Annotated in this window: 20 protein-coding genes; 13 read left to right on the plus strand and 7 right to left on the minus strand. The window is 69.3% G+C overall.

Annotation, left to right across the window (positions count from 1 at the left end):
- Window positions 1-94 precede the first annotated feature (94 nt).
- Window positions 95-1,291: a diguanylate cyclase gene (locus AC07EQ_RS26180; RefSeq protein ID WP_478390527.1), complete on the minus strand. Its 1,197-nt coding sequence runs from the start codon at window positions 1,289-1,291 to the stop codon at window positions 95-97.
- A 174-nt stretch (window positions 1,292-1,465) separates the two neighbouring features.
- Here AC07EQ_RS26180 and macS point away from each other — a divergent pair, with 174 nt between their 5' ends.
- The 6 genes from macS (at window position 1,466) to AC07EQ_RS26210 (ending at window position 6,548) form a co-directional block, all read left to right on the plus strand.
- Window positions 1,466-2,650: a MacS family sensor histidine kinase gene (gene macS, locus AC07EQ_RS26185; protein WP_478390528.1), complete on the plus strand. Its 1,185-nt coding sequence runs from the start codon at window positions 1,466-1,468 to the stop codon at window positions 2,648-2,650.
- Entirely contained in the window at window positions 2,647-3,324 is a 678-nt protein-coding gene (locus tag AC07EQ_RS26190; RefSeq protein ID WP_093260900.1) for a response regulator, read from the plus strand. The genes macS and AC07EQ_RS26190 overlap by 4 nt, the downstream gene beginning before the upstream one ends.
- A gap of 348 nt (window positions 3,325-3,672) precedes the next feature.
- Window positions 3,673-3,840, plus strand: a complete 168-nt coding sequence (locus tag AC07EQ_RS26195; protein WP_478390529.1) for a hypothetical protein — start codon at window positions 3,673-3,675, stop codon at window positions 3,838-3,840.
- Between the two features lie 81 nt (window positions 3,841-3,921).
- The gene (locus AC07EQ_RS26200; RefSeq protein WP_478390530.1) at window positions 3,922-4,095 is read left to right on the plus strand and encodes a hypothetical protein; all 174 of its coding nucleotides are present in this window, start codon (window positions 3,922-3,924) and stop codon (window positions 4,093-4,095) included.
- A 116-nt stretch (window positions 4,096-4,211) separates the two neighbouring features.
- On the plus strand, window positions 4,212-5,543 hold the full coding sequence (locus AC07EQ_RS26205; RefSeq protein ID WP_478390531.1) for a hypothetical protein: 1,332 nt from the start codon (window positions 4,212-4,214) through the stop codon (window positions 5,541-5,543).
- 249 nt (window positions 5,544-5,792) lie between these two features.
- Window positions 5,793-6,548: an AfsR/SARP family transcriptional regulator gene (locus tag AC07EQ_RS26210; protein ID WP_478390532.1), complete on the plus strand. Its 756-nt coding sequence runs from the start codon at window positions 5,793-5,795 to the stop codon at window positions 6,546-6,548.
- A gap of 374 nt (window positions 6,549-6,922) precedes the next feature.
- Here the strand turns inward: AC07EQ_RS26210 and ptsP are convergent, their stop codons facing one another.
- Window positions 6,923-8,560: a phosphoenolpyruvate--protein phosphotransferase gene (gene ptsP / locus AC07EQ_RS26215; RefSeq protein ID WP_478390533.1), complete on the minus strand. Its 1,638-nt coding sequence runs from the start codon at window positions 8,558-8,560 to the stop codon at window positions 6,923-6,925.
- 211 nt (window positions 8,561-8,771) lie between these two features.
- Between ptsP and AC07EQ_RS26220 the strand changes: the two genes are divergently transcribed.
- Complete coding sequence (locus AC07EQ_RS26220; protein ID WP_478390534.1) at window positions 8,772-9,047, plus strand: hypothetical protein; 276 nt, start codon at window positions 8,772-8,774, stop codon at window positions 9,045-9,047.
- Between the two features lie 298 nt (window positions 9,048-9,345).
- Here the strand turns inward: AC07EQ_RS26220 and AC07EQ_RS26225 are convergent, their stop codons facing one another.
- A complete protein-coding gene (locus AC07EQ_RS26225) occupies window positions 9,346-9,678 on the minus strand; it encodes a glutaredoxin family protein (RefSeq protein ID WP_478390535.1) in 333 nt (110 codons plus the stop codon).
- Window positions 9,679-9,932: 254 nt separating this feature from the next.
- Here AC07EQ_RS26225 and AC07EQ_RS26230 point away from each other — a divergent pair, with 254 nt between their 5' ends.
- Window positions 9,933-10,640, plus strand: coding sequence for a TetR/AcrR family transcriptional regulator (locus AC07EQ_RS26230; RefSeq protein WP_478390536.1), 708 nt, complete (start codon window positions 9,933-9,935; stop codon window positions 10,638-10,640).
- 198 nt (window positions 10,641-10,838) lie between these two features.
- Window positions 10,839-11,426, plus strand: a complete 588-nt coding sequence (locus AC07EQ_RS26235; protein WP_478390537.1) for a hypothetical protein — start codon at window positions 10,839-10,841, stop codon at window positions 11,424-11,426.
- A 120-nt stretch (window positions 11,427-11,546) separates the two neighbouring features.
- On the opposite strand, the gene AC07EQ_RS26240 is transcribed toward AC07EQ_RS26235, so the two are convergent.
- From AC07EQ_RS26240 to AC07EQ_RS26250, 3 genes are all read right to left on the minus strand, one after another.
- The gene (locus tag AC07EQ_RS26240) at window positions 11,547-11,969 is read right to left on the minus strand and encodes a RidA family protein (RefSeq protein WP_478390538.1); all 423 of its coding nucleotides are present in this window, start codon (window positions 11,967-11,969) and stop codon (window positions 11,547-11,549) included.
- 89 nt (window positions 11,970-12,058) lie between these two features.
- A complete protein-coding gene (locus AC07EQ_RS26245) occupies window positions 12,059-12,451 on the minus strand; it encodes a hypothetical protein (RefSeq protein WP_478390539.1) in 393 nt (130 codons plus the stop codon).
- Between the two features lie 46 nt (window positions 12,452-12,497).
- Window positions 12,498-12,719, minus strand: coding sequence for an HC3 family zinc finger protein (locus AC07EQ_RS26250; protein WP_478390647.1), 222 nt, complete (start codon window positions 12,717-12,719; stop codon window positions 12,498-12,500).
- A gap of 190 nt (window positions 12,720-12,909) precedes the next feature.
- On the opposite strand from AC07EQ_RS26250, the gene AC07EQ_RS26255 reads away from it, so the two are divergent.
- The 3 genes from AC07EQ_RS26255 to AC07EQ_RS26265 are packed head-to-tail and all read left to right on the plus strand — an operon-like array spanning window position 12,910 to window position 14,163.
- On the plus strand, window positions 12,910-13,773 hold the full coding sequence (locus tag AC07EQ_RS26255; protein WP_478390540.1) for a helix-turn-helix domain-containing protein: 864 nt from the start codon (window positions 12,910-12,912) through the stop codon (window positions 13,771-13,773).
- A gap of 4 nt (window positions 13,774-13,777) precedes the next feature.
- The gene (locus tag AC07EQ_RS26260) at window positions 13,778-13,969 is read left to right on the plus strand and encodes a DUF397 domain-containing protein (protein WP_478390541.1); all 192 of its coding nucleotides are present in this window, start codon (window positions 13,778-13,780) and stop codon (window positions 13,967-13,969) included.
- A complete protein-coding gene (locus AC07EQ_RS26265) occupies window positions 13,939-14,163 on the plus strand; it encodes a DUF397 domain-containing protein (RefSeq protein ID WP_478390542.1) in 225 nt (74 codons plus the stop codon). Before AC07EQ_RS26260 ends, AC07EQ_RS26265 begins: the two co-directional genes overlap by 31 nt.
- 15 nt (window positions 14,164-14,178) lie before the next feature.
- Here the strand turns inward: AC07EQ_RS26265 and AC07EQ_RS26270 are convergent, their stop codons facing one another.
- A complete protein-coding gene (locus AC07EQ_RS26270) occupies window positions 14,179-15,207 on the minus strand; it encodes an NB-ARC domain-containing protein (protein ID WP_478390543.1) in 1,029 nt (342 codons plus the stop codon).
- Window positions 15,208-15,424: 217 nt separating this feature from the next.
- Between AC07EQ_RS26270 and AC07EQ_RS26275 the strand changes: the two genes are divergently transcribed.
- Window positions 15,425-16,033, plus strand: a complete 609-nt coding sequence (locus AC07EQ_RS26275; RefSeq protein ID WP_478390544.1) for a GOLPH3/VPS74 family protein — start codon at window positions 15,425-15,427, stop codon at window positions 16,031-16,033.
- Window positions 16,034-16,158 lie beyond the last annotated feature (125 nt).

A 16,158-nucleotide genomic window follows, 5' to 3' on the forward strand; every position in this document is an offset into this window, starting at 1 on the left:
GATCTTCCTTCTGTCGCAAGAGGAATGATCAACCAAGGGCTTCATTCATGATCAACTGGGGTCACATCACGCTGCTACCGGTTAAACAACAAGCTCAGGCGAGGGTGACCGCGTTCCGGCCGCCGGACTTCGCCGCGAGGAGGGCCGCGTCGGCGGCCACCAGCAGGTCGGTGAGCTCGTAGCCGAAGCGGGACGTGGTGGCCACGCCGATGCTGACCGTCAGGTCGTCGAGCTCCCGGTGCCGCCCGTGCACGTCGCGGGCGGGCACCGACAACGCGGCCGTCGACGCCCGGATCCGGTCCGCCACCGAGCACGCGACGCCGGTGTCCGTGCCCGGCAGCAGCACCACGAACTCCTCGCCGCCGAAGCGGCCGACCACGTCTTGCCGCCGCACGCTGCTGCGCAGCATCATCGCGACGGCCGCGAGCACCGTGTCGCCCGCCAGGTGCCCGATCTCGTCGTTGACCCTCTTGAAGTGGTCGAGGTCGAGCAGCAGCAGCGAGACGGGCTGACGGCGGGTCTGCGCCCGGTGGAGTTCGTTGCGCGCCAACCGCTCCCAGTGCGCGGCGTTGGCCAGGCCTGTCTTGCCGTCCCGCTGCGCGGACCGCCGCCACTGCGGCAGCTGGCCCGCCAGGTCCAGCAGGACCAGCGGCGGCCCGGCCAGCAGGGCACTGCCCGGCTCGCTGTGCACCGCCACCGCCAGCAGCCCGCCAAGGCTCGCCGCGACGATGCCGAGCAGCACGTCGATCGGCTCGCCCACCACGTCCGCCCGCGCCGCCGACGGGTTGCGCAGCCGGATGCCGCCGGCGACCAAGAAGGCCCGCACCAGCAAGAGCACCGCGCCGGTCAGCACGAACTGCGCCGGCGACCAGCCGGGTTCCCACCAGCCGATGAGGAACCGCGCGGACAGCGTGGCGATCGTGGTGGCCGCCGTGGTGAACAGCCAGCGGTGCAGCTCCGGGCGGCCGTCCAGCACGCCGTGCAGCGTCGGCCCGAGCAGCAGGAGCACCAGCAGGTTCGGCGGCAGCGTGAGGATCCCGGCGGCCAGGTAGGCGATGTGCAGCGTCCACGGGTTCCGCCGCACCTGCCGCTGCACGTTGATCGACACCGAGGTGATCACGATGACCGTCCCGGCGGTGGCGGCCAGCATCGCGAAGGTCAGCAGCTCGCGCGGCAGCGGCGACCGGCTCGCCACGAAGACCAGCACGACCAGCACCAATGCGATCGCCTGCACGGTGACCACGTAGGCGATCGCCGCTGGCCGCAGTCGCCACAGCAGCCATCCCCCCACCAAGCCGATCACCTCCCCCGCCGAGCCTTGCACAGCGGACCGCCCGGCCGAAGCTCGCCACTCGGGGCATTCGGGGCGATGCTCGTCGTGATCACAAACACGCAGAGTGCTCGATCCGGCGGTCTCCGCCAACCTCGACGTACGGCAGGATGGTCCGCTGGGGAAGGAGCGAATGTGGGCAATCCGCAACAGCCGTCGCGCCAGCCGCAGGTCGCCGACGGCCGCTCGCCGCTTTGGCGCGGGCACAACGTGTTCCGCGTGGTCACGTACCTCTACGCCTGCTTCTGGTTCTTCTACCAGCTCGGCGATTACGAGCGGCCGTGGCTGGCGGCGGTGGTCATCTTCCTGATGGGCGTGTGGACCGCGTTCACCGTCTGGCGGTACTGGTCCCGCGCGGGGCGCACCAACCGGATGGTGCTGATCGACTGCCTCGTGGTGTCCGCGCTGTTCCTCAGCAACGAATTCATCCTCACCGAGCACCAGATGCTCGAAAACCTCCCGACGGTGGTGACGGTGTGGCACCCGACGATGGTCACCGCCGCCGCCTCGCAGTGGGGCGTGTTCGGCGGGCTGGCCACCGGGATCATCGCGGCGGCCAGCAACTACCTGATCCGCGGCTTCAGCGACCAGACCATGTCGCTGGACACCCTGCTGCTGGTCGGCACCGGCCTGGTGATCGGCCTGGCTTCGGACACCGCGCGCCGGTCCACCGATCGGCTGGCCCGCGCGCTGCGCGCGGAGGCCGCGACCGCCGAACGGGAACGGCTGGCGCGCAACATCCACGACAGCGTGCTGCAGGTGCTCGCGCGGGTGCGCCGGCGCGGCGCGGAGCTCGGCGGTGAAGCGGCCGAGCTGGCGAAACTCGCGGGAGAGCAGGAGATCGCACTGCGCGCGCTGGTCGCCACCACGCCGCAGGAGACCACGGAGGACGGTGAGGTCGACCTCGCCGCGCGGCTGCAGGTGCTGCGCACCGGCCGGATCAACGTGTCGATACCGGGCAATCCGGTGCGGTTGCCGGAGCCGCTGAGCAGCGACCTGTTCGCGGTGGCGCGGGAAGCCCTGGCGAACGTCGAGAAGCACGCCGGCGCGGACGCCCAGGCGTGGGTGCTGCTGGAGGAGCTGCCGGACGAGGTCGTGCTCACCGTTCGCGACGATGGCCCGGGCATCCCCGAGGGCCGCCTCGAAGAAGCCGCCGCCGAGGGACGGTTGGGCGTGGCCAAGTCGATTCGGGGCCGCGTGGAGTCGATGGGTGGCACGATCACGCTCGACACCACGCCCGGCGAGGGAACGGAGTGGGAGGTCCGGGTTCCCCGACCGGAAGCGATCCCGGGCAAGCGCCGCAGAGGAGGAAAACGATGAGCGAGCCGCCCGTCACCGTGATGGTCGTCGACGACCACCCGATGTGGCGCGACGGGGTCGCCCGCGACCTGACGGAGCGCGGCTTCGAGGTGCGGGCCACCGCGAGCGACGGCGCATCCGCGCTGCGCATCGCGCGGACCGTCAAGCCCGACGTCGTGCTGATGGACCTCAACCTGGGCGACACCTCCGGGGTCAGCGCCACCCTGCACATCACCCAGGAGATCTCCGGGACCCGGGTGCTGGTGCTGTCCGCCAGCGGCGAGCACAACGACGTGCTGGAGGCGGTGAAGGCCGGCGCGTCCGGCTACCTGGTCAAGTCGGCGTCGGTCGAGGAGCTGGTCGACGCGGTGCAGCGCACCGCCGCCGGCGACGCGGTGTTCACGCCCGGCCTGGCCGGGCTGGTGCTCGGCGAGTACCGGCGGATGGCGATCACCCCGGACTCGGAGTCGCAGGCGCCGCAGCTGACCGACCGGGAGACCGAGGTGCTGCGGCTGGTCGCGAAGGGGATGACCGCCCGGCAGATCGCCAAGAAGCTGGTCATCTCGCACCGCACGGTGGAGAACCACGTCCAGTCGACGCTGCGCAAGCTGCAGCTCCACAACCGGGTGGAGCTCGCCCGCTACGCCATCGAGCACGGCCTCGACCAGGAGGAGGCCGAGCCAGAGGGCGCTTGAGCTCCCGGGGTTGGCCCCGTGTTGCGCCTCCGGCGCTTCAAGGACAAATGAATTCGCAGGTCAAGACCCGTGCGCCCGGTCGGCGCGCGGGTCTTTTTTTTCGTTCGGTGACCCGCGATCGGTGCAGGATTTTCCTGGTTCACCCGATTCAACGATGAAAGATCTTCACCGGGCCCCCTTTTCGCTGGACACCCCCGCCATTACGGGCCGTGACCCCGGGTTCCGCGCGACGCCCCGCGACTCCGCGTGACGGCGTGGTGACGGCCGAGTGACGGGCCTCTGGCGTACTCGTCACCAGCGGCACGAAGCCGCAGTCGAAATTCCGTCAATGCGAACAGGAGCATGACCATGGAGTTCTCGTACGAGTTCGCTGAGATGCTGCCCGAGCGCGAGGCCCTCGGCGGCTGGTGGGGCGGCGACGTCAACACCATCGTGGCCGACAACACCGCCGTGGCTCTCTTCGGGTCGCAGGCGACGGCCGCCCAGGTCATCACCCAGTCCGGCGGTAAGTGGTAACCGGTCTGCCGTTAACACCTCCGGCCGCCCACCGCTGCTGCGCGTGGTGGGCGGCCGGCCACCAAAACGAGGAGATGGAACATGGAGACTCTCGAACTTCACGACCAGTCCGCGGAACTGCTCCCGCAGCGCGAGGCGCTGGGCGGCTGCGGCTGCAACTTCTTCCCTGACGTCAACACCGTCGTCGCGGTCAACACCGCGGTGGCCCTCTTCGGGTCGCAGGCCACGGCCGCTCAGGTCATCAACCAGGTCTGACGGCCCAGTCTGGCCGGGAGCGAAGCCGTTCGCTCCCGGCCAGGCTCGCGCGCCGCCCACCACCCGCCAAACCAGTGCAGCCCACCCGCACGTGAACGGGTTCGCAGGAGGAAGCCATGTCAGAAGTCACCGAGACCGACCGCGCGGCGGAGACCGACGAGCAGTCGGTCGCGCGGCTGGCCGACGGAGTGTCGCTGTGCGGGGAGTACGAGGGCGGCGGCTTCGACGAACCGCGTTACCTGATCTCCCGCGGCGACGGGCAGATGGTGCTGGTGTCGCCGCTGCTGTACCAGATCGCGACCGCGATCGACGGCACCCGCAACCTGGCCGAAGTGGCGGCGCTGGCGTCGCAGGCGACCGGCCGGGAACTGTCCGCCGCCAACGCGGAGTTCCTCATCAACGAGAAGCTGCACCCGCTCGGCATCGCCACCCTGTCCGAGCCGCTGGCCGAGCCGCCGAAGGCGGATCCGCTGCTGTCGCTGGCGATGCACGGCGTGCTCGCGCCGCCCCGGGTGGTGCGGGCGGCGGCCGCCGTCCTGGCGCCGCTGTACACGCCCGTCATCGTGGTGCTCGTGGTGTGCGGAGTGCTCGTCTTCGATGCGTTGCTGATCGGATCCGGCCACGTCGACGTGGCGTTCCAGCAGTCCGTCGGTGAACCGTCGCAGGTGCTCCTGCTGCTCGCCTTGATGATCACCAGCACGCTGTTCCACGAGCTCGGGCATGCCGCCGGATGCCACTACGGCGGCGCCAAACCGGGCGCGATCGGCGTCGGCATCATGCTGATCATCCCGTGCTTCTACACGAACGTCACCGACGCCTACCGCCTGGACCGGCGGGGCCGGCTGCGCACCGACCTGGGCGGCATCTACTTCAACGCGGTGTTCATCCTGGTGATGGCCGGGATCTACGTCCTGACCGACTTCGCGCCGCTGCTGGTCTTCATCGCGCTGAGCCACATCCAGATCCTGCAGCAGCTGCTGCCGCTGCTGCGCATGGACGGTTACTACATCCTCGGCGACCTGGTCGGGGTGCCGAACCTGTTCTCCCAGATCCGCCCGTTCCTGCTGCGCCTCATCGGGCGGAGCGGCAACGTGCCCGGCACGCACTCCGGGCTGCGGCCGCGGGTGCGGATCATGGTCACCGCCTGGGTCCTGGTCGTGGTGCCCACGCTGATGTTCGCGCTGGGCATGCTGCTCTGGCGGCTCCCGGTCTACCTGTCCAGGGCGTTCAGCCGGGGCCACGACTACTGGACGATGCTGGTGACCGGTGTCGGGCAGGGGCAGTTCTGGGCCCCGGTCCTGGCGATCGTCTCGATGATCGTCCTGCTGCTGCCGTGGCTCGGCGCGGGCGCCTTCGCGGTGCGCAGCTACCGGCGGATCTCCCGGCTCATCTCGCGCCGCCGCAAGCAACGGAGCACCGGCGGGCGCCACCGCAGCGTGCGCGCCTGAAGTGCTCCTCCATGGGGCTCCCACCGGGGGGTGTGGGAGCCCCACACGTGTGTGATGAGGACCCCTGGTCACGGTCCGTAGTGCGGTAACAGCCGAGTGGAGTGGCCCCGATAGGCACGAATGTGGGCCCTGGTTCCGGCGTCCACGCCGGTGCTCGGGAACTTCAGGGGGAGGGCAGTGGCTTCCCCGCGGAGCGCCCGTTTCAGGCCTGTCGAGGGGGGAACTATGACCGGTGGAACAGTGCGTCCGATGACACGCGTGCGGGCGCGCACTCCTGCGCAGCCCGACCAACCGTTCCGGCTGTCGCTGCTCGGCGGCTGGGATCTGCAGGCCGGCGGCGAGGGCGTGGCGATGTCCAGCAACGGACAGCGCCTGCTCGCCTTCCTCGCGCTGCGCGGGCGCACCCAGCGCGACTACCTCGCCGGCATCCTGTGGCCAGAGAGCGACGAGCAGAGCGCGCTGGCGAATCTCCGGACGACCCTGTGGCGAGTTCGCCAGCGGGCGAGGGGCGCGGTGATCAGCACGTCGCACGAGCTCCAGCTCGCGCCGCTGGTGACGCTGGACGTCGACGGGCTGGTCGCGGCGGGGCGCTACCTGGTGCGCCAGGATTCGGCGGAGTCGCCCGCGGACTGCGCGGAGATCGGCCGCGACCTGGCGAGGCACGCGCCGCTGCTGCCGGGCTGGTACGACGACTGGGTGCTGACCGAGCGCGAGAGCCTGCAGCAGCTGCAGGTGCACGCGCTGGAGGTGGCCGCGGAGCGGCTGGTGCAGTCGCGGCACCTGGGGGCGGCGCTGGAGATCGCGCAGGCGGCGACGCAGGTGGAGCCGTTCCGCGAGACGGCGCACTGCGCGGTGGTCAAGGTGCTGCTGCAGCAGGCGAATCCGGCGCAGGCGGTGCGCCACTACCAGCGCTACGAGCGCCTGCTGGACCGGGAGCTGGGCATCGAGCCGTCGCCGAACCTGCGCGACCTGGTCCGCCCGGTCCTCGCCCGATCCCAGGCCTGACCCCGGCGAGGCTGACGTTTCCGCTGCGCGCTGGGTGGATGAAGTGAACGGCCTGTTCACGTCACCAATCGAGGCAAACGGTCCGTTCACTCCACACCACCAGTGCCCACCGACCTCAGGCAGATGAAGCGAACGGACTGTTCACCTCGCCAATCGAGGCAAACGGTCCGTTCGCTCCACACCACCAGTGCCCACCGACCTCAGGCAGATGAAGTGAACGGCCTGTTCACGTCACCAATCGAGGCGAGCGGTCCGTTCGCTCCACACCACCAGTGCCCACCGACCTCAGGCAGATGAAGTGAACGGCCTGTTCACGTCACCAATCGAGGCAAACGGTCCGTTCACTTCAGACCAGGCAGGGGCAGCCCGGCCGATCAGGCGAGGGCCGTCCGGACCGCTTCCCGGGCGCGGGCGGGGGTCGCCGCCGCGAGGGCCGCTTCCGCCGCCTGTTCGAAGGCCGCGAGCGGGTGCTCGGCGAGCGCCGCGCCGACCGCCGGGACCGCCGCCGCGGCCATCGACAGGCTGGTCACGCCGAGGCCCGCGAACACCCCGGCCAGCAGCGGGTCGGAGGCGGCCTCGCCGCACACGCCGACTGGCTTGTCGAGCTCCCGCCCGGCCCGGCCGATCATCGCGATCAGCCGCAGCAGCGCCGGCTGCCAGGGGTCGTTGAGCTCGGCGAGCGCGCCCGCCTGCCGGTCGGCGGCGAAGACGTACTGCGCGAGGTCGTTGGTGCCGATGCTGACGAAGTCGACCGCGCCGAGGATCTCCGCCGCGCTCAACGCCGCCGCCGGGATCTCGATCATCACACCGGCCCGCGCCAGGCCCGCGGCCCGCACCCGGGCGGCGAACCAGGCGGCCTCGTCGACGGTCGCGACCATCGGGGCCATCACGGACACCTCGGCGCCGGAGTCGGCCGCGGCCGCGGCGATCGCCTCCAGCTGCCGTTCCAGCACGTCGGGCCGGTCGAAGGCGACCCGCAGCCCGCGCACGCCGAGCGCCGGGTTCGGCTCCACGCCCATGTCGAGGAACGCCAGCGGCTTGTCCGCGCCGGCGTCGAGCGTGCGGACGATGACCGGCTTGCCCTCGAACGGCGCGATGACCTCGTGGTACGCGGACCGCTGCGTCTCGACGGCCGGTTCCTCGCTCGCGCCGAGGTAGCAGAACTCGGTGCGGAACAGGCCGACTCCTTGCGCACCGGCCGCGACGGCGGCTCGCGCGTCGGCGCCCGATCCGACGTTGGCGATGACCTTCACCGGCTTACCGTCCGCGGTCTCGCCGGCACCGTTCCACTCCTTGACCACGGCGCGCTCCGCGGCCTGCGCGGGCACCGCTTCCTCGGAGGTCTCGACCTCGCCGCTGTCGCCGTCCACGATCGCGCCGGCCACGCCTGGCACCCCGAGCACGCCGCGGACCGCCACCACCGCCGGGATTCCCAGCGCGCGCGCCAGGATCGCGGTGTGGCTGGTCGGGCCGCCCTCCTCGGTGACCAGCGCGAGCACCAGGCTCGGGTCGAGGTCGGCGGTGTCGGCGGGGGCGAGGTCGCGGGCCAGCAGCACGCTCGGCTGCGCCAGCTCGGGCACGCCGGGCGGCGTCACGCCGTGCAGCTCGGCGATGATCCGGTCCCGGACGTCCTGCACGTCGCGGGCGCGTTCGGCCATGTAGCCGCCGGCCGCGCTCAGCGCCTCGGCGAAGCCGTTGGCCGCCTCGAACACCGCGCGCGGCGCGGGCATCGAGCGGCCGGTGACGAGTTGTTCGGCTTGCGAGGTCAGCGCCGGGTCGAGCGCCATCGCCGCGGTCGTCTCCAGCACGGCCTTGGCGTCGCCCTCGACCCTGGTGGCGCGCTCGAACAGCCGCTCCGCGACGGCTTCGGCGGCGGGCCGGATGCGGGCCGCGTCGGCGGCCGGGTCGGCGGGCGCGGGGGTGGCGGACGGTTCGGGTAGGGGATCGGCGACCCGGGCGACCGGCCCCGAGGCGCGGCCGGAGCTGACTCCGACACCAGTCAAACGCGACATGGTCTAGACCATACCCTTCTCGTTCGGGCTTTGGGGCGATCGTAGGCACGAGTACACCGTTCGGCCCGAACGCCGTGGCCAGCGTGAACACGCCCCGTGGCGACAGTGGTTCTTACGTCCCCCGAATGTCGCAGTGAATCCATTACCGATGAGTAACAACTGAGTAGCCGTACGGATCCGACCGCAACCCCCGGAACAGGAGGCTGTGGGCATGGCATTGAGCACTCAGATCACCGAAACGAAACCACGCCTCGACTGGTTCGCCGAGCCCCTGGCCGCGATCGTGAACCTCTTCGCCAGCCAGCTCTCCGAACCCGCCACGGGCAGGAGCGACACATCGGCGACGGCCTCCGACAGACTCCCGCCGCCGACGAACGAACTACCCGGCAAGCCGATTCCCATCCCGGGCGAGCCCGTCGACACCAGCCAGGCCCACCCCGCGCAGTCCCCGGTCGTTCAGACCGGGGCTGCCCCGTCTTCGGAGTGATTCCGCGTTCATGCCACCAAGACACCGCCGCCAGACCCGCGAACGGCCCGTTCACCTCGCAAGCAGAGGAGAACGGGCCGTTCGTCGCACGCCTGGCCGACCACAGTTCGATCCCGTTCGGGGATCCACCGTTCGAGCTAAATTGCAGCCTTACATGGATCTTTTCGGAGCAGTCGAGCGTCAGACTGAACGGGTTGTTGCTCGCCGGTATCGCGCCACCGACGATCACAACCTGCTGAGGGCCGGCCGCAACGCCCCCCGTGCGGTCGGCCCCCAGTGAAAAGCCCGTCGGGCGCGCTCAGTCCCGGGCCTTGCGCAGGCCGAGGGCCTTCAGCGCACCGTCCACCTTGCCGGGCTGCTGCTCCGGCAGCAGGTGCGGCGCCTGCTCGGCGACCGCGGAGACCACCTCGTTCGCCGAGGGGTTGACCGCCTGCCACTCGCCCACGACCACGGTCGGCACCGTCTCGTTGCCATCGGCGATGGAGCGGACCACCGCCGCCGCGTTCGGGTCCTCCCAGATGTCCACCTCGGTGAAGGCCAAGCCCTGGCGCCGCAGCCCGGCGCGCAGCGCGGTGCAGAACGGGCAGCCGGGCCGGGTGTAGACGACGACTTCCTCGACGACGGCGGTCATCTCTTCTCCTCCAGTCATGCGTGCTGGTCGCCGCGCGGCTCCGGGCCGGTCTCGCGGCATTGCCCACGAGCTGCAACATCGCGGGCACCCGAATCATTCGCGACACCGCCGCATCCGGGGCCGGAGCGAGACGATGCTCACCCCGGGGACCGCCTCCCGGGCACGTCCGCGGCGGCGGATTCGGCCGCGTGCCCCCGGGCGAGGGGCCGGATGGGCCACAATCACGGTCGTCCACAGCGACACGGGAGTGGCACATGACCGAGGTGTCTCGACGCGGGCGGGTTCGCGCGGCCACCGAGCTCGAAATCCGCCAGCACGCGCGGGCGCTGCTCGTCGAGCACGGGAGCGACGCGGTCACGCTGCGCGCGATCGCCCGCGAGCTGGGCATCACGGCGCCTGCCCTGTACCGGTACTGCGAATCCCGCGAAGACCTGCTGCGTCAGCTCTGCGACGACATCTGCGCCGACCTGGCGATCGAGCTGCACGCGGCGCTGGAACCGGAGGCCGGGGGATTCCTGGACAAGATCTTCGCGGTCTGCCGGGGGTTCCGGGCCTGGGCGATGGCGCATCCCGAGGAGTTCGCGCTGGTCTTCGCCACGCCGCGGGGCGAGGAGGGCAGCCGCAGGCAGGACCAGTTCGCCGGCGTCTTCCTGGGCATCGTCGGCCCGTTCCTGGCCGAAGGCGCCGTGAAGATCGATTCCGCGGCGGGGCTGCCGTTCGAGCTACCGGACATGTCGGCGCAGCGGGACGCCCTGGCGGCGGCATTGTCCACCGAGGGCATCGAGGTCCCGCCGGAAGCCCTGAGCCCGGATGCGGTGTACGTCCTGCTGCGCTGGTGGGTCCGCCTGTACGGGCACGTGGCCCTGGAGGTCTTCGGGCGCTTCCCGTTCGACCTCACGCACGCCGACCGCCTCTTCGACTCGATGCTCCACGAGCTGGCCCACGAATCCGGCCTGGCCTGAACGCCGTTCCCGTCCGGCTCGTCGAGTTCGCCCGTTTTAGCCTGAAATCAGGGACTTCATCGCCCTGACAGCGCATCCTCCTACTCCGATCAGAGCAAGTTCCGGGGCCCTGCCGATCTTTTCGCGGTCCTCGATCAACCCCGCCCTCCCGCCGGGCGTCACATGGACATTCACCGAAAGCACGGGAAAGGTTGCACGATGATCCACAAGTCGGGGCGGGTTCTCATTGCGGCACTGGCGGTTGGTGCCGCCCTGTTCGCCGGCGGGTGCGCCGCGGGGACGGGCACTGCCCCGCAGGCGCCGCAGCCCCCGAGCATCAACACGTCCGGCGGCTCGATCGCCTCTGACAGCGAGGCGATACAGAGTTCCGGCGGCAGTACCAGTTCCGGGAGCACCGAGACCGGCGAGAACTCGGGCCAGGGCGAGGAAACCGGCAACGGCTCGACGGCCGGTTCCGAGCAGGACATCCCGATCAGCAGCTACACGCCGGACGGCCAGACGAAGCAGTTGGTGACCTCGCCGAAGGAGCTGATCCTGCCGGACTCCGCCAGCGGCGGCGCCTCGGACGTGCAGTTCAAGAACGTCACCTGGACCACGTGGGGCGAAAACGGCGCGGAGGGCAGCGGCGACGCGTACATCACCGGCGGCGGAGCCCCACTGGAGACCATCCACAATGTACGGATCACCCTGGACGACGCGAAGACCGTCGAGGGCGCGCGGCAGTTCACCCGCTTCCTGATCACGTACCCGGACGGCACGGTCAACGAAGGCCGGACCGACTTCTGATCCCCGCATTCTTCGGCGAGACCGGTACACGGTGCACGACCCCCTGGTGCACCGAACGGCGCCCGTTCTCGTCGAAACTGCCACCCCGGCAAGCCATGCCGGGGTGGCAGTTCTAGTTCGTCAGCCGATGACGGCGACCGCCTCGATCTCGATCTTGAGCCCGGCGTCGGCGAGGCGCTGCACGCCGATGTGGCTGCGCGCGGGGCGGTGCGCGCCGAAGAAGTCGCGGTAGACCTCGTTCACGGCGGCCTGCTGATCCATGTCGGTGTTGAAGATGGTCACCTTGACGATGTCGGTGATCGCGCCGCCCGCGGTTTCCAGCACCTTCCGCAGGTTCTCCAGGCAGGCACGGGTCTGCTCGGCGATGTCGCCGCGCGAGTGGTCGGGATCGCCTGGCAACAAGGGGAATGCCGTCGCACCGGAGAGCCAGACGGTCCGCCCGCTGGCGACGACCGCCGGCGCGAACGGCATCGCATCGCTACCGGTGCTCGCGACCAGCCGCGAATCCCACCCGACGCCCCGCAACTCGACCGGCTCGTTCATCAGCGCCCTCCATTCGAAGTCCGCCCAACGCTAGAACTTCGAGCGCACTGGACATCAACATCCCGGTGGCGCAACCCACACCGTCGTTCTCAGTGCGGATGGAAGGCAGTGGGCGCGAGGGTGGCGGTGATCGGGGGATCGATCTCGTCGACGAGATCCTCGGTGGCGAGTCGGTGTTTGCCGACGTAGGGCGGGGTTTCGGTGGCTAGCGTCCGGTGGCGTTCGGCCAGATATGCCCGGCAGTGCTCGGCGACCATGTCCTCGAAGACGATCCGCTCGCGCACTTCCGGTTGTCGCGTGGCCGCCGCCTGCATGGTGTCGCGTATCTGCCAGACGCTCACCGATCCGAGCCCCGCGCCGGCATGCTGCCCATTTCCGCCGCGCAATGGGAAGACCGCGACGAACGCCGCGGCGGCCGCGAGCAGCCCGATCGCAGTCGGCGCGCCGAGCGGCGAATTGAAGAATCCGAGCATCACGTCCATGTCCAGCCTCCTTGTTCAGCGACCGCATTCCGATGTCCGGCGTGGATCAGCCGGCGGCGTCGCGCCGCGCTTTGGCTTCAGACCAGCAGTTTTCGCAGGTGGGAGCCAGCCACTCCACCTCGGTGGGCCGGACGATGTCGATGGTTCGACCGCAAAGGGTCGAACGCACCTGCCCGGGCACCGGCGGTTCATCCGGCTCCAAGCCGTGCCGAGCACCTTCGAAAGGCCGCCAATAGGCAACGGGCCGCTGAGGCTCCAGGAAGAACACCAAGAACACCTCCAGAAGTGAGGGGAAGACGGCGGCGGGCCAGCGGGGTCGGGGGAGGGGAACCGGCCCAGCCGCCGTCTAGATCAAAAAGTATCCCGGAAAGCTTTCTGGGGCTATTACCTGATCGTGTTCCGTTCAGTGTGCTAAACCTGAAGCACTTCCCGATCCGACACACCACTTGGGGAACCAGATGGCGCCTTCTTCGCCACCCGTCGCAGCGTGGGAGCTCGGCATCCGACTCCGAGAAGCACGCGAGCTGATCAATCTGAGCTCGACCGATGCCGCAAAATCCATTGGCATCACGCAGAACTATCTGAGCAACGTCGAGCACGGCCGACGCCGGATCGCCGAGGACAAGCTCGACAAACTGCTCACCACCTACGAGTCGAGCGAAGACGAGCGCGAGGAACTTCTTGCACTACGGCGAGCATCGGACGGAAGCGGCTGGTGGTCGCGGTACAGCGGGCTTTTCTCGCCGGAACTCGTGCGGTTCTTCGGATACGAGCACGGCGCGCAGGAGGTCCACACCTACGAAGGCGCCATGATCTCGGGACTGCTGCAGACCGAGAACTACTCCCGTGCCGTCCACAGCGGCGACAGCGCAAACCTGCGCAAGTCCGAGGTCGAGCGCCGCATCGAGGCTCGAAGCCGCAGGCAGGAACGCCTCAGCGGGCCGGAACCGCTGAACGCGACGATCCTCATGGCAGAAAGCGCTCTCTACCAGCAGGTCGGTGGTCCCTGCGTCCTCGCCGAACAACTGGAGCACCTGCTCAAGCTGATGGACGAAGGCGCTGATGCCCTTGACATCAGGATCATCCCTTTCAGCGCCGGTGCGTACTGCGCCTTGGGGAGCTCAACCTTCCACCTGCTGACCTTCCCGAGCGCTCGGCTCGTGCGCCTGGGCTGGCACGAGACGGTGACCTCGCTGAACCTCGTCGAGAGCGAGCTGAAGATCCACCAGTACAGCGTCGCGTTCTCGGAAGCACTGAGCCGCGCAGCGGATCGAGACGGCTCCAAACAGCTCATTCACAAGGCGTTGCACCAGATAACATGAGCGGGTGTCGGATTTAGCGAAGAACTTAGCCAACGCCAACTGGTTCAAGTCCAGCTACTCGACAAGCTCCCAGGGCTGCGTCGAGGTCGCCCTAGCCGCACCGGTCGTCGGTGTCCGCGACAGCAAGGACCCGCACGGCGGCACCCTCGTCTTCGATCGTCGGCAGTGGACGAACTTCGTGATCTCGATCAATTGATCAACGTGGGAGTGTCGGCGTTCGAGCCCGGCTCCTGGTTCAAGCCCAGCTACTCATCGAACGCGCACCACTGCGTCGAGGTCGCGATGTCTGAAGCTGCGGTCGCGGTTCGAGACACGAAGGATCGCGACGGCGGCACGCTCGTGTTCGCTGCGGAGAAGTGGGCGGCCTTCATCTCTTCGACCAAAGAATAGGCACCTTCCGCTAGCTCAGCAGGGAGGCCGACAGGTGATGATTTCGCGCGAAATCATCACCCCGCCCTCACGCAGAACGCCGGTTTCGCGCGAAATCGTCGCCCGCAGGTCCAGCGGCACGGCCTGCTTGATCGCGGCCCTGAGGTTGTGGCGTTCGGCTTCCCACCAGGTAGTCGCGCCTTCGTCGCCGCCTGCGTCCAGGGCGTCCAGGCGTTCCCGTTCGTCGCGGAGCTCTTCGACCAGCTCGTCCAGCGGGAAGTCCGAGAACTCCGCTGCTCGGACCGCGACCACGCACAACGCCAGTGGGAGTCCGGCGCAGTACGACACGATTTCCGCCACGGCTTCCGGTTCGGCGGTCAGCCGGTCCTGGCCCAGGTAGCGGGCCAGCAGCTCGTGGGACTCCTGTTCGGTCAGCACGGTGAGGGTCATGCGAGTCGCACCTTCGCGGATCGCCAGGTCATCGCGGCGGTTTCGGCTCGTCACCACGACCAAGCAGGTAGGCGTGCCCGGTAGCAAGGCGCGCACCTGGTCGGCGGTGCGGGCGTTGTCGAGGAGCACGAGCATTCGCTTGTCGTGCACGAGGCTTCGGAACATCGCTGCCCGGGCGGCGTCGCTCGGCGGGATGCGTTCCGGCGGGACGTCGAGGGCGGCGAGGAAGAGGCCCAGTGCCTCGTTCGGAGCCATCGGTTCCGCGACCGGATCGAATCCGCGCAGGTTGACGTACAGTTCGCCGTCCGGGAAGAGGTCCCGCACCCGATGCGCCCAGTGCACCGCAAGCGTCGACTTGCCCACCCCAGCAGTGCCGTCGATGGTCGACAGCAGGACCACACCGACGTTCCGCGCGCCGGCCAGCAGCGTGGTCAGCATGTCCTGCTCGACTGCGCGGTTCACGAAATGTCGGGTCGCACCGGGCAGTTGCCGCGGGACCACCGGATCCTTCGCGGCGTGGAAATGCACGTCACCCTGAATCGCGCCCGCTTGCACCACCGGGCCGTGCACCGGTGCCGCGACCTCGTTGCCGACCCCGTCCGCCTTCTCGCGCACGCATCCCCCAAGCCGATAGATCAACACCCAGCCTGGCACGGAAGCCCGCCCGCGAACACCTCCAGACACGTGAACGCTCCCACCGGCCGGCGCGTCCCCGGCGGCCTCGGGGCTGTGACCAGGAGGAATGATGCTCGTGGGGGATCCGTAGAGCTGTGTTGGCCGTCGTTGGGGGGGCCGGGTGCTTTCGGGGCTCGGACGGATCACCATGGTGGGCATGGATCTTTCGCTGGCCGAGCAGTTCGTGCTGTTGGCGCACAAGCCCACCGGCGGGCGCGTGCTCGCAGCCGACTACTCCGGCGCCGCCGAACTCGGGGACTTCGCCCTTTGGCGTCGCATCGAATTCCACGGGGCGAAAGTCCGGATCCTCGACGTGACTCCTACCGGCATCGCGTGGTTCGACGGCGGGATCGCGCTGCTGCGCCAGTACGCCGGCTCCGGGAACAAGCCCGTGCCCGCTTACAAGTACATCCGTGACCGGTCCCCGGTCGGTTCGCCGGGCACATCGGCACTGGCCGTGCACCGGACTTCTCTCGAGCAGCGGGACTACCTGCGATGCGTGCGCAAGCGCGCGCTCGGTGTCATACCGCGCAAGCGCTACTACCCCGACCCGGCCATCTGGAACGCAGTGCTGGGCGAGCTTCGAGCCTTCGCCCGTGGAGAACTCCAGCCGGACGGTCGCCTCACCCTGTTCGCCGCGTTGGTGCACTCCACCGGCTTGGCCCAGTCACTGCCGCTCACCAACCCCGAACGCAAGCAGCTCAAGGCGATCAGCAACAACACCGCCCTCGGCGTGACCGTCCGAGGCGTCATCAACTCGCAATAGCGTTCCGACCGGCCGACGGTTTCGGCAGGTCAAGGCCCGTGAGTCCTTTTGGTCGCCATAGCAACAAAAAGTACTCACGGGTCCTGCACAAGAAAGGAGCAGCGGCCCGTGGGGTGCTCGGGCCG

It is taken from the genome of Saccharopolyspora sp. NPDC045839, from assembly GCF_056431645.1.

Excerpts from the sequence above, each read along its gene's own strand:
- AC07EQ_RS26190 (WP_093260900.1), top strand. The coding sequence starts at position 2,647 with ATGAGCGAGCCGCCCGTCACCGTGATGGTCGTCGACGACCACCCGATG.
- AC07EQ_RS26225 (WP_478390535.1), bottom strand. The coding sequence starts at position 9,678 with ATGACCGCCGTCGTCGAGGAAGTCGTCGTCTACACCCGGCCCGGCTGC.
- AC07EQ_RS26205 (WP_478390531.1), top strand. The coding sequence starts at position 4,212 with ATGTCAGAAGTCACCGAGACCGACCGCGCGGCGGAGACCGACGAGCAG.
- AC07EQ_RS26220 (WP_478390534.1), top strand. The coding sequence starts at position 8,772 with ATGGCATTGAGCACTCAGATCACCGAAACGAAACCACGCCTCGACTGG.
- AC07EQ_RS26235 (WP_478390537.1), top strand. The coding sequence starts at position 10,839 with ATGATCCACAAGTCGGGGCGGGTTCTCATTGCGGCACTGGCGGTTGGT.
- ptsP (WP_478390533.1), bottom strand. The coding sequence starts at position 8,560 with ATGTCGCGTTTGACTGGTGTCGGAGTCAGCTCCGGCCGCGCCTCGGGG.
- AC07EQ_RS26195 (WP_478390529.1), top strand. The coding sequence starts at position 3,673 with ATGGAGTTCTCGTACGAGTTCGCTGAGATGCTGCCCGAGCGCGAGGCC.
- AC07EQ_RS26240 (WP_478390538.1), bottom strand. The coding sequence starts at position 11,969 with ATGAACGAGCCGGTCGAGTTGCGGGGCGTCGGGTGGGATTCGCGGCTG.
- AC07EQ_RS26200 (WP_478390530.1), top strand. The coding sequence starts at position 3,922 with ATGGAGACTCTCGAACTTCACGACCAGTCCGCGGAACTGCTCCCGCAG.
- AC07EQ_RS26245 (WP_478390539.1), bottom strand. The coding sequence starts at position 12,451 with ATGGACGTGATGCTCGGATTCTTCAATTCGCCGCTCGGCGCGCCGACT.
- AC07EQ_RS26275 (WP_478390544.1), top strand. The coding sequence starts at position 15,425 with ATGGATCTTTCGCTGGCCGAGCAGTTCGTGCTGTTGGCGCACAAGCCC.
- AC07EQ_RS26230 (WP_478390536.1), top strand. The coding sequence starts at position 9,933 with ATGACCGAGGTGTCTCGACGCGGGCGGGTTCGCGCGGCCACCGAGCTC.
- AC07EQ_RS26255 (WP_478390540.1), top strand. The coding sequence starts at position 12,910 with ATGGCGCCTTCTTCGCCACCCGTCGCAGCGTGGGAGCTCGGCATCCGA.
- AC07EQ_RS26210 (WP_478390532.1), top strand. The coding sequence starts at position 5,793 with ATGACACGCGTGCGGGCGCGCACTCCTGCGCAGCCCGACCAACCGTTC.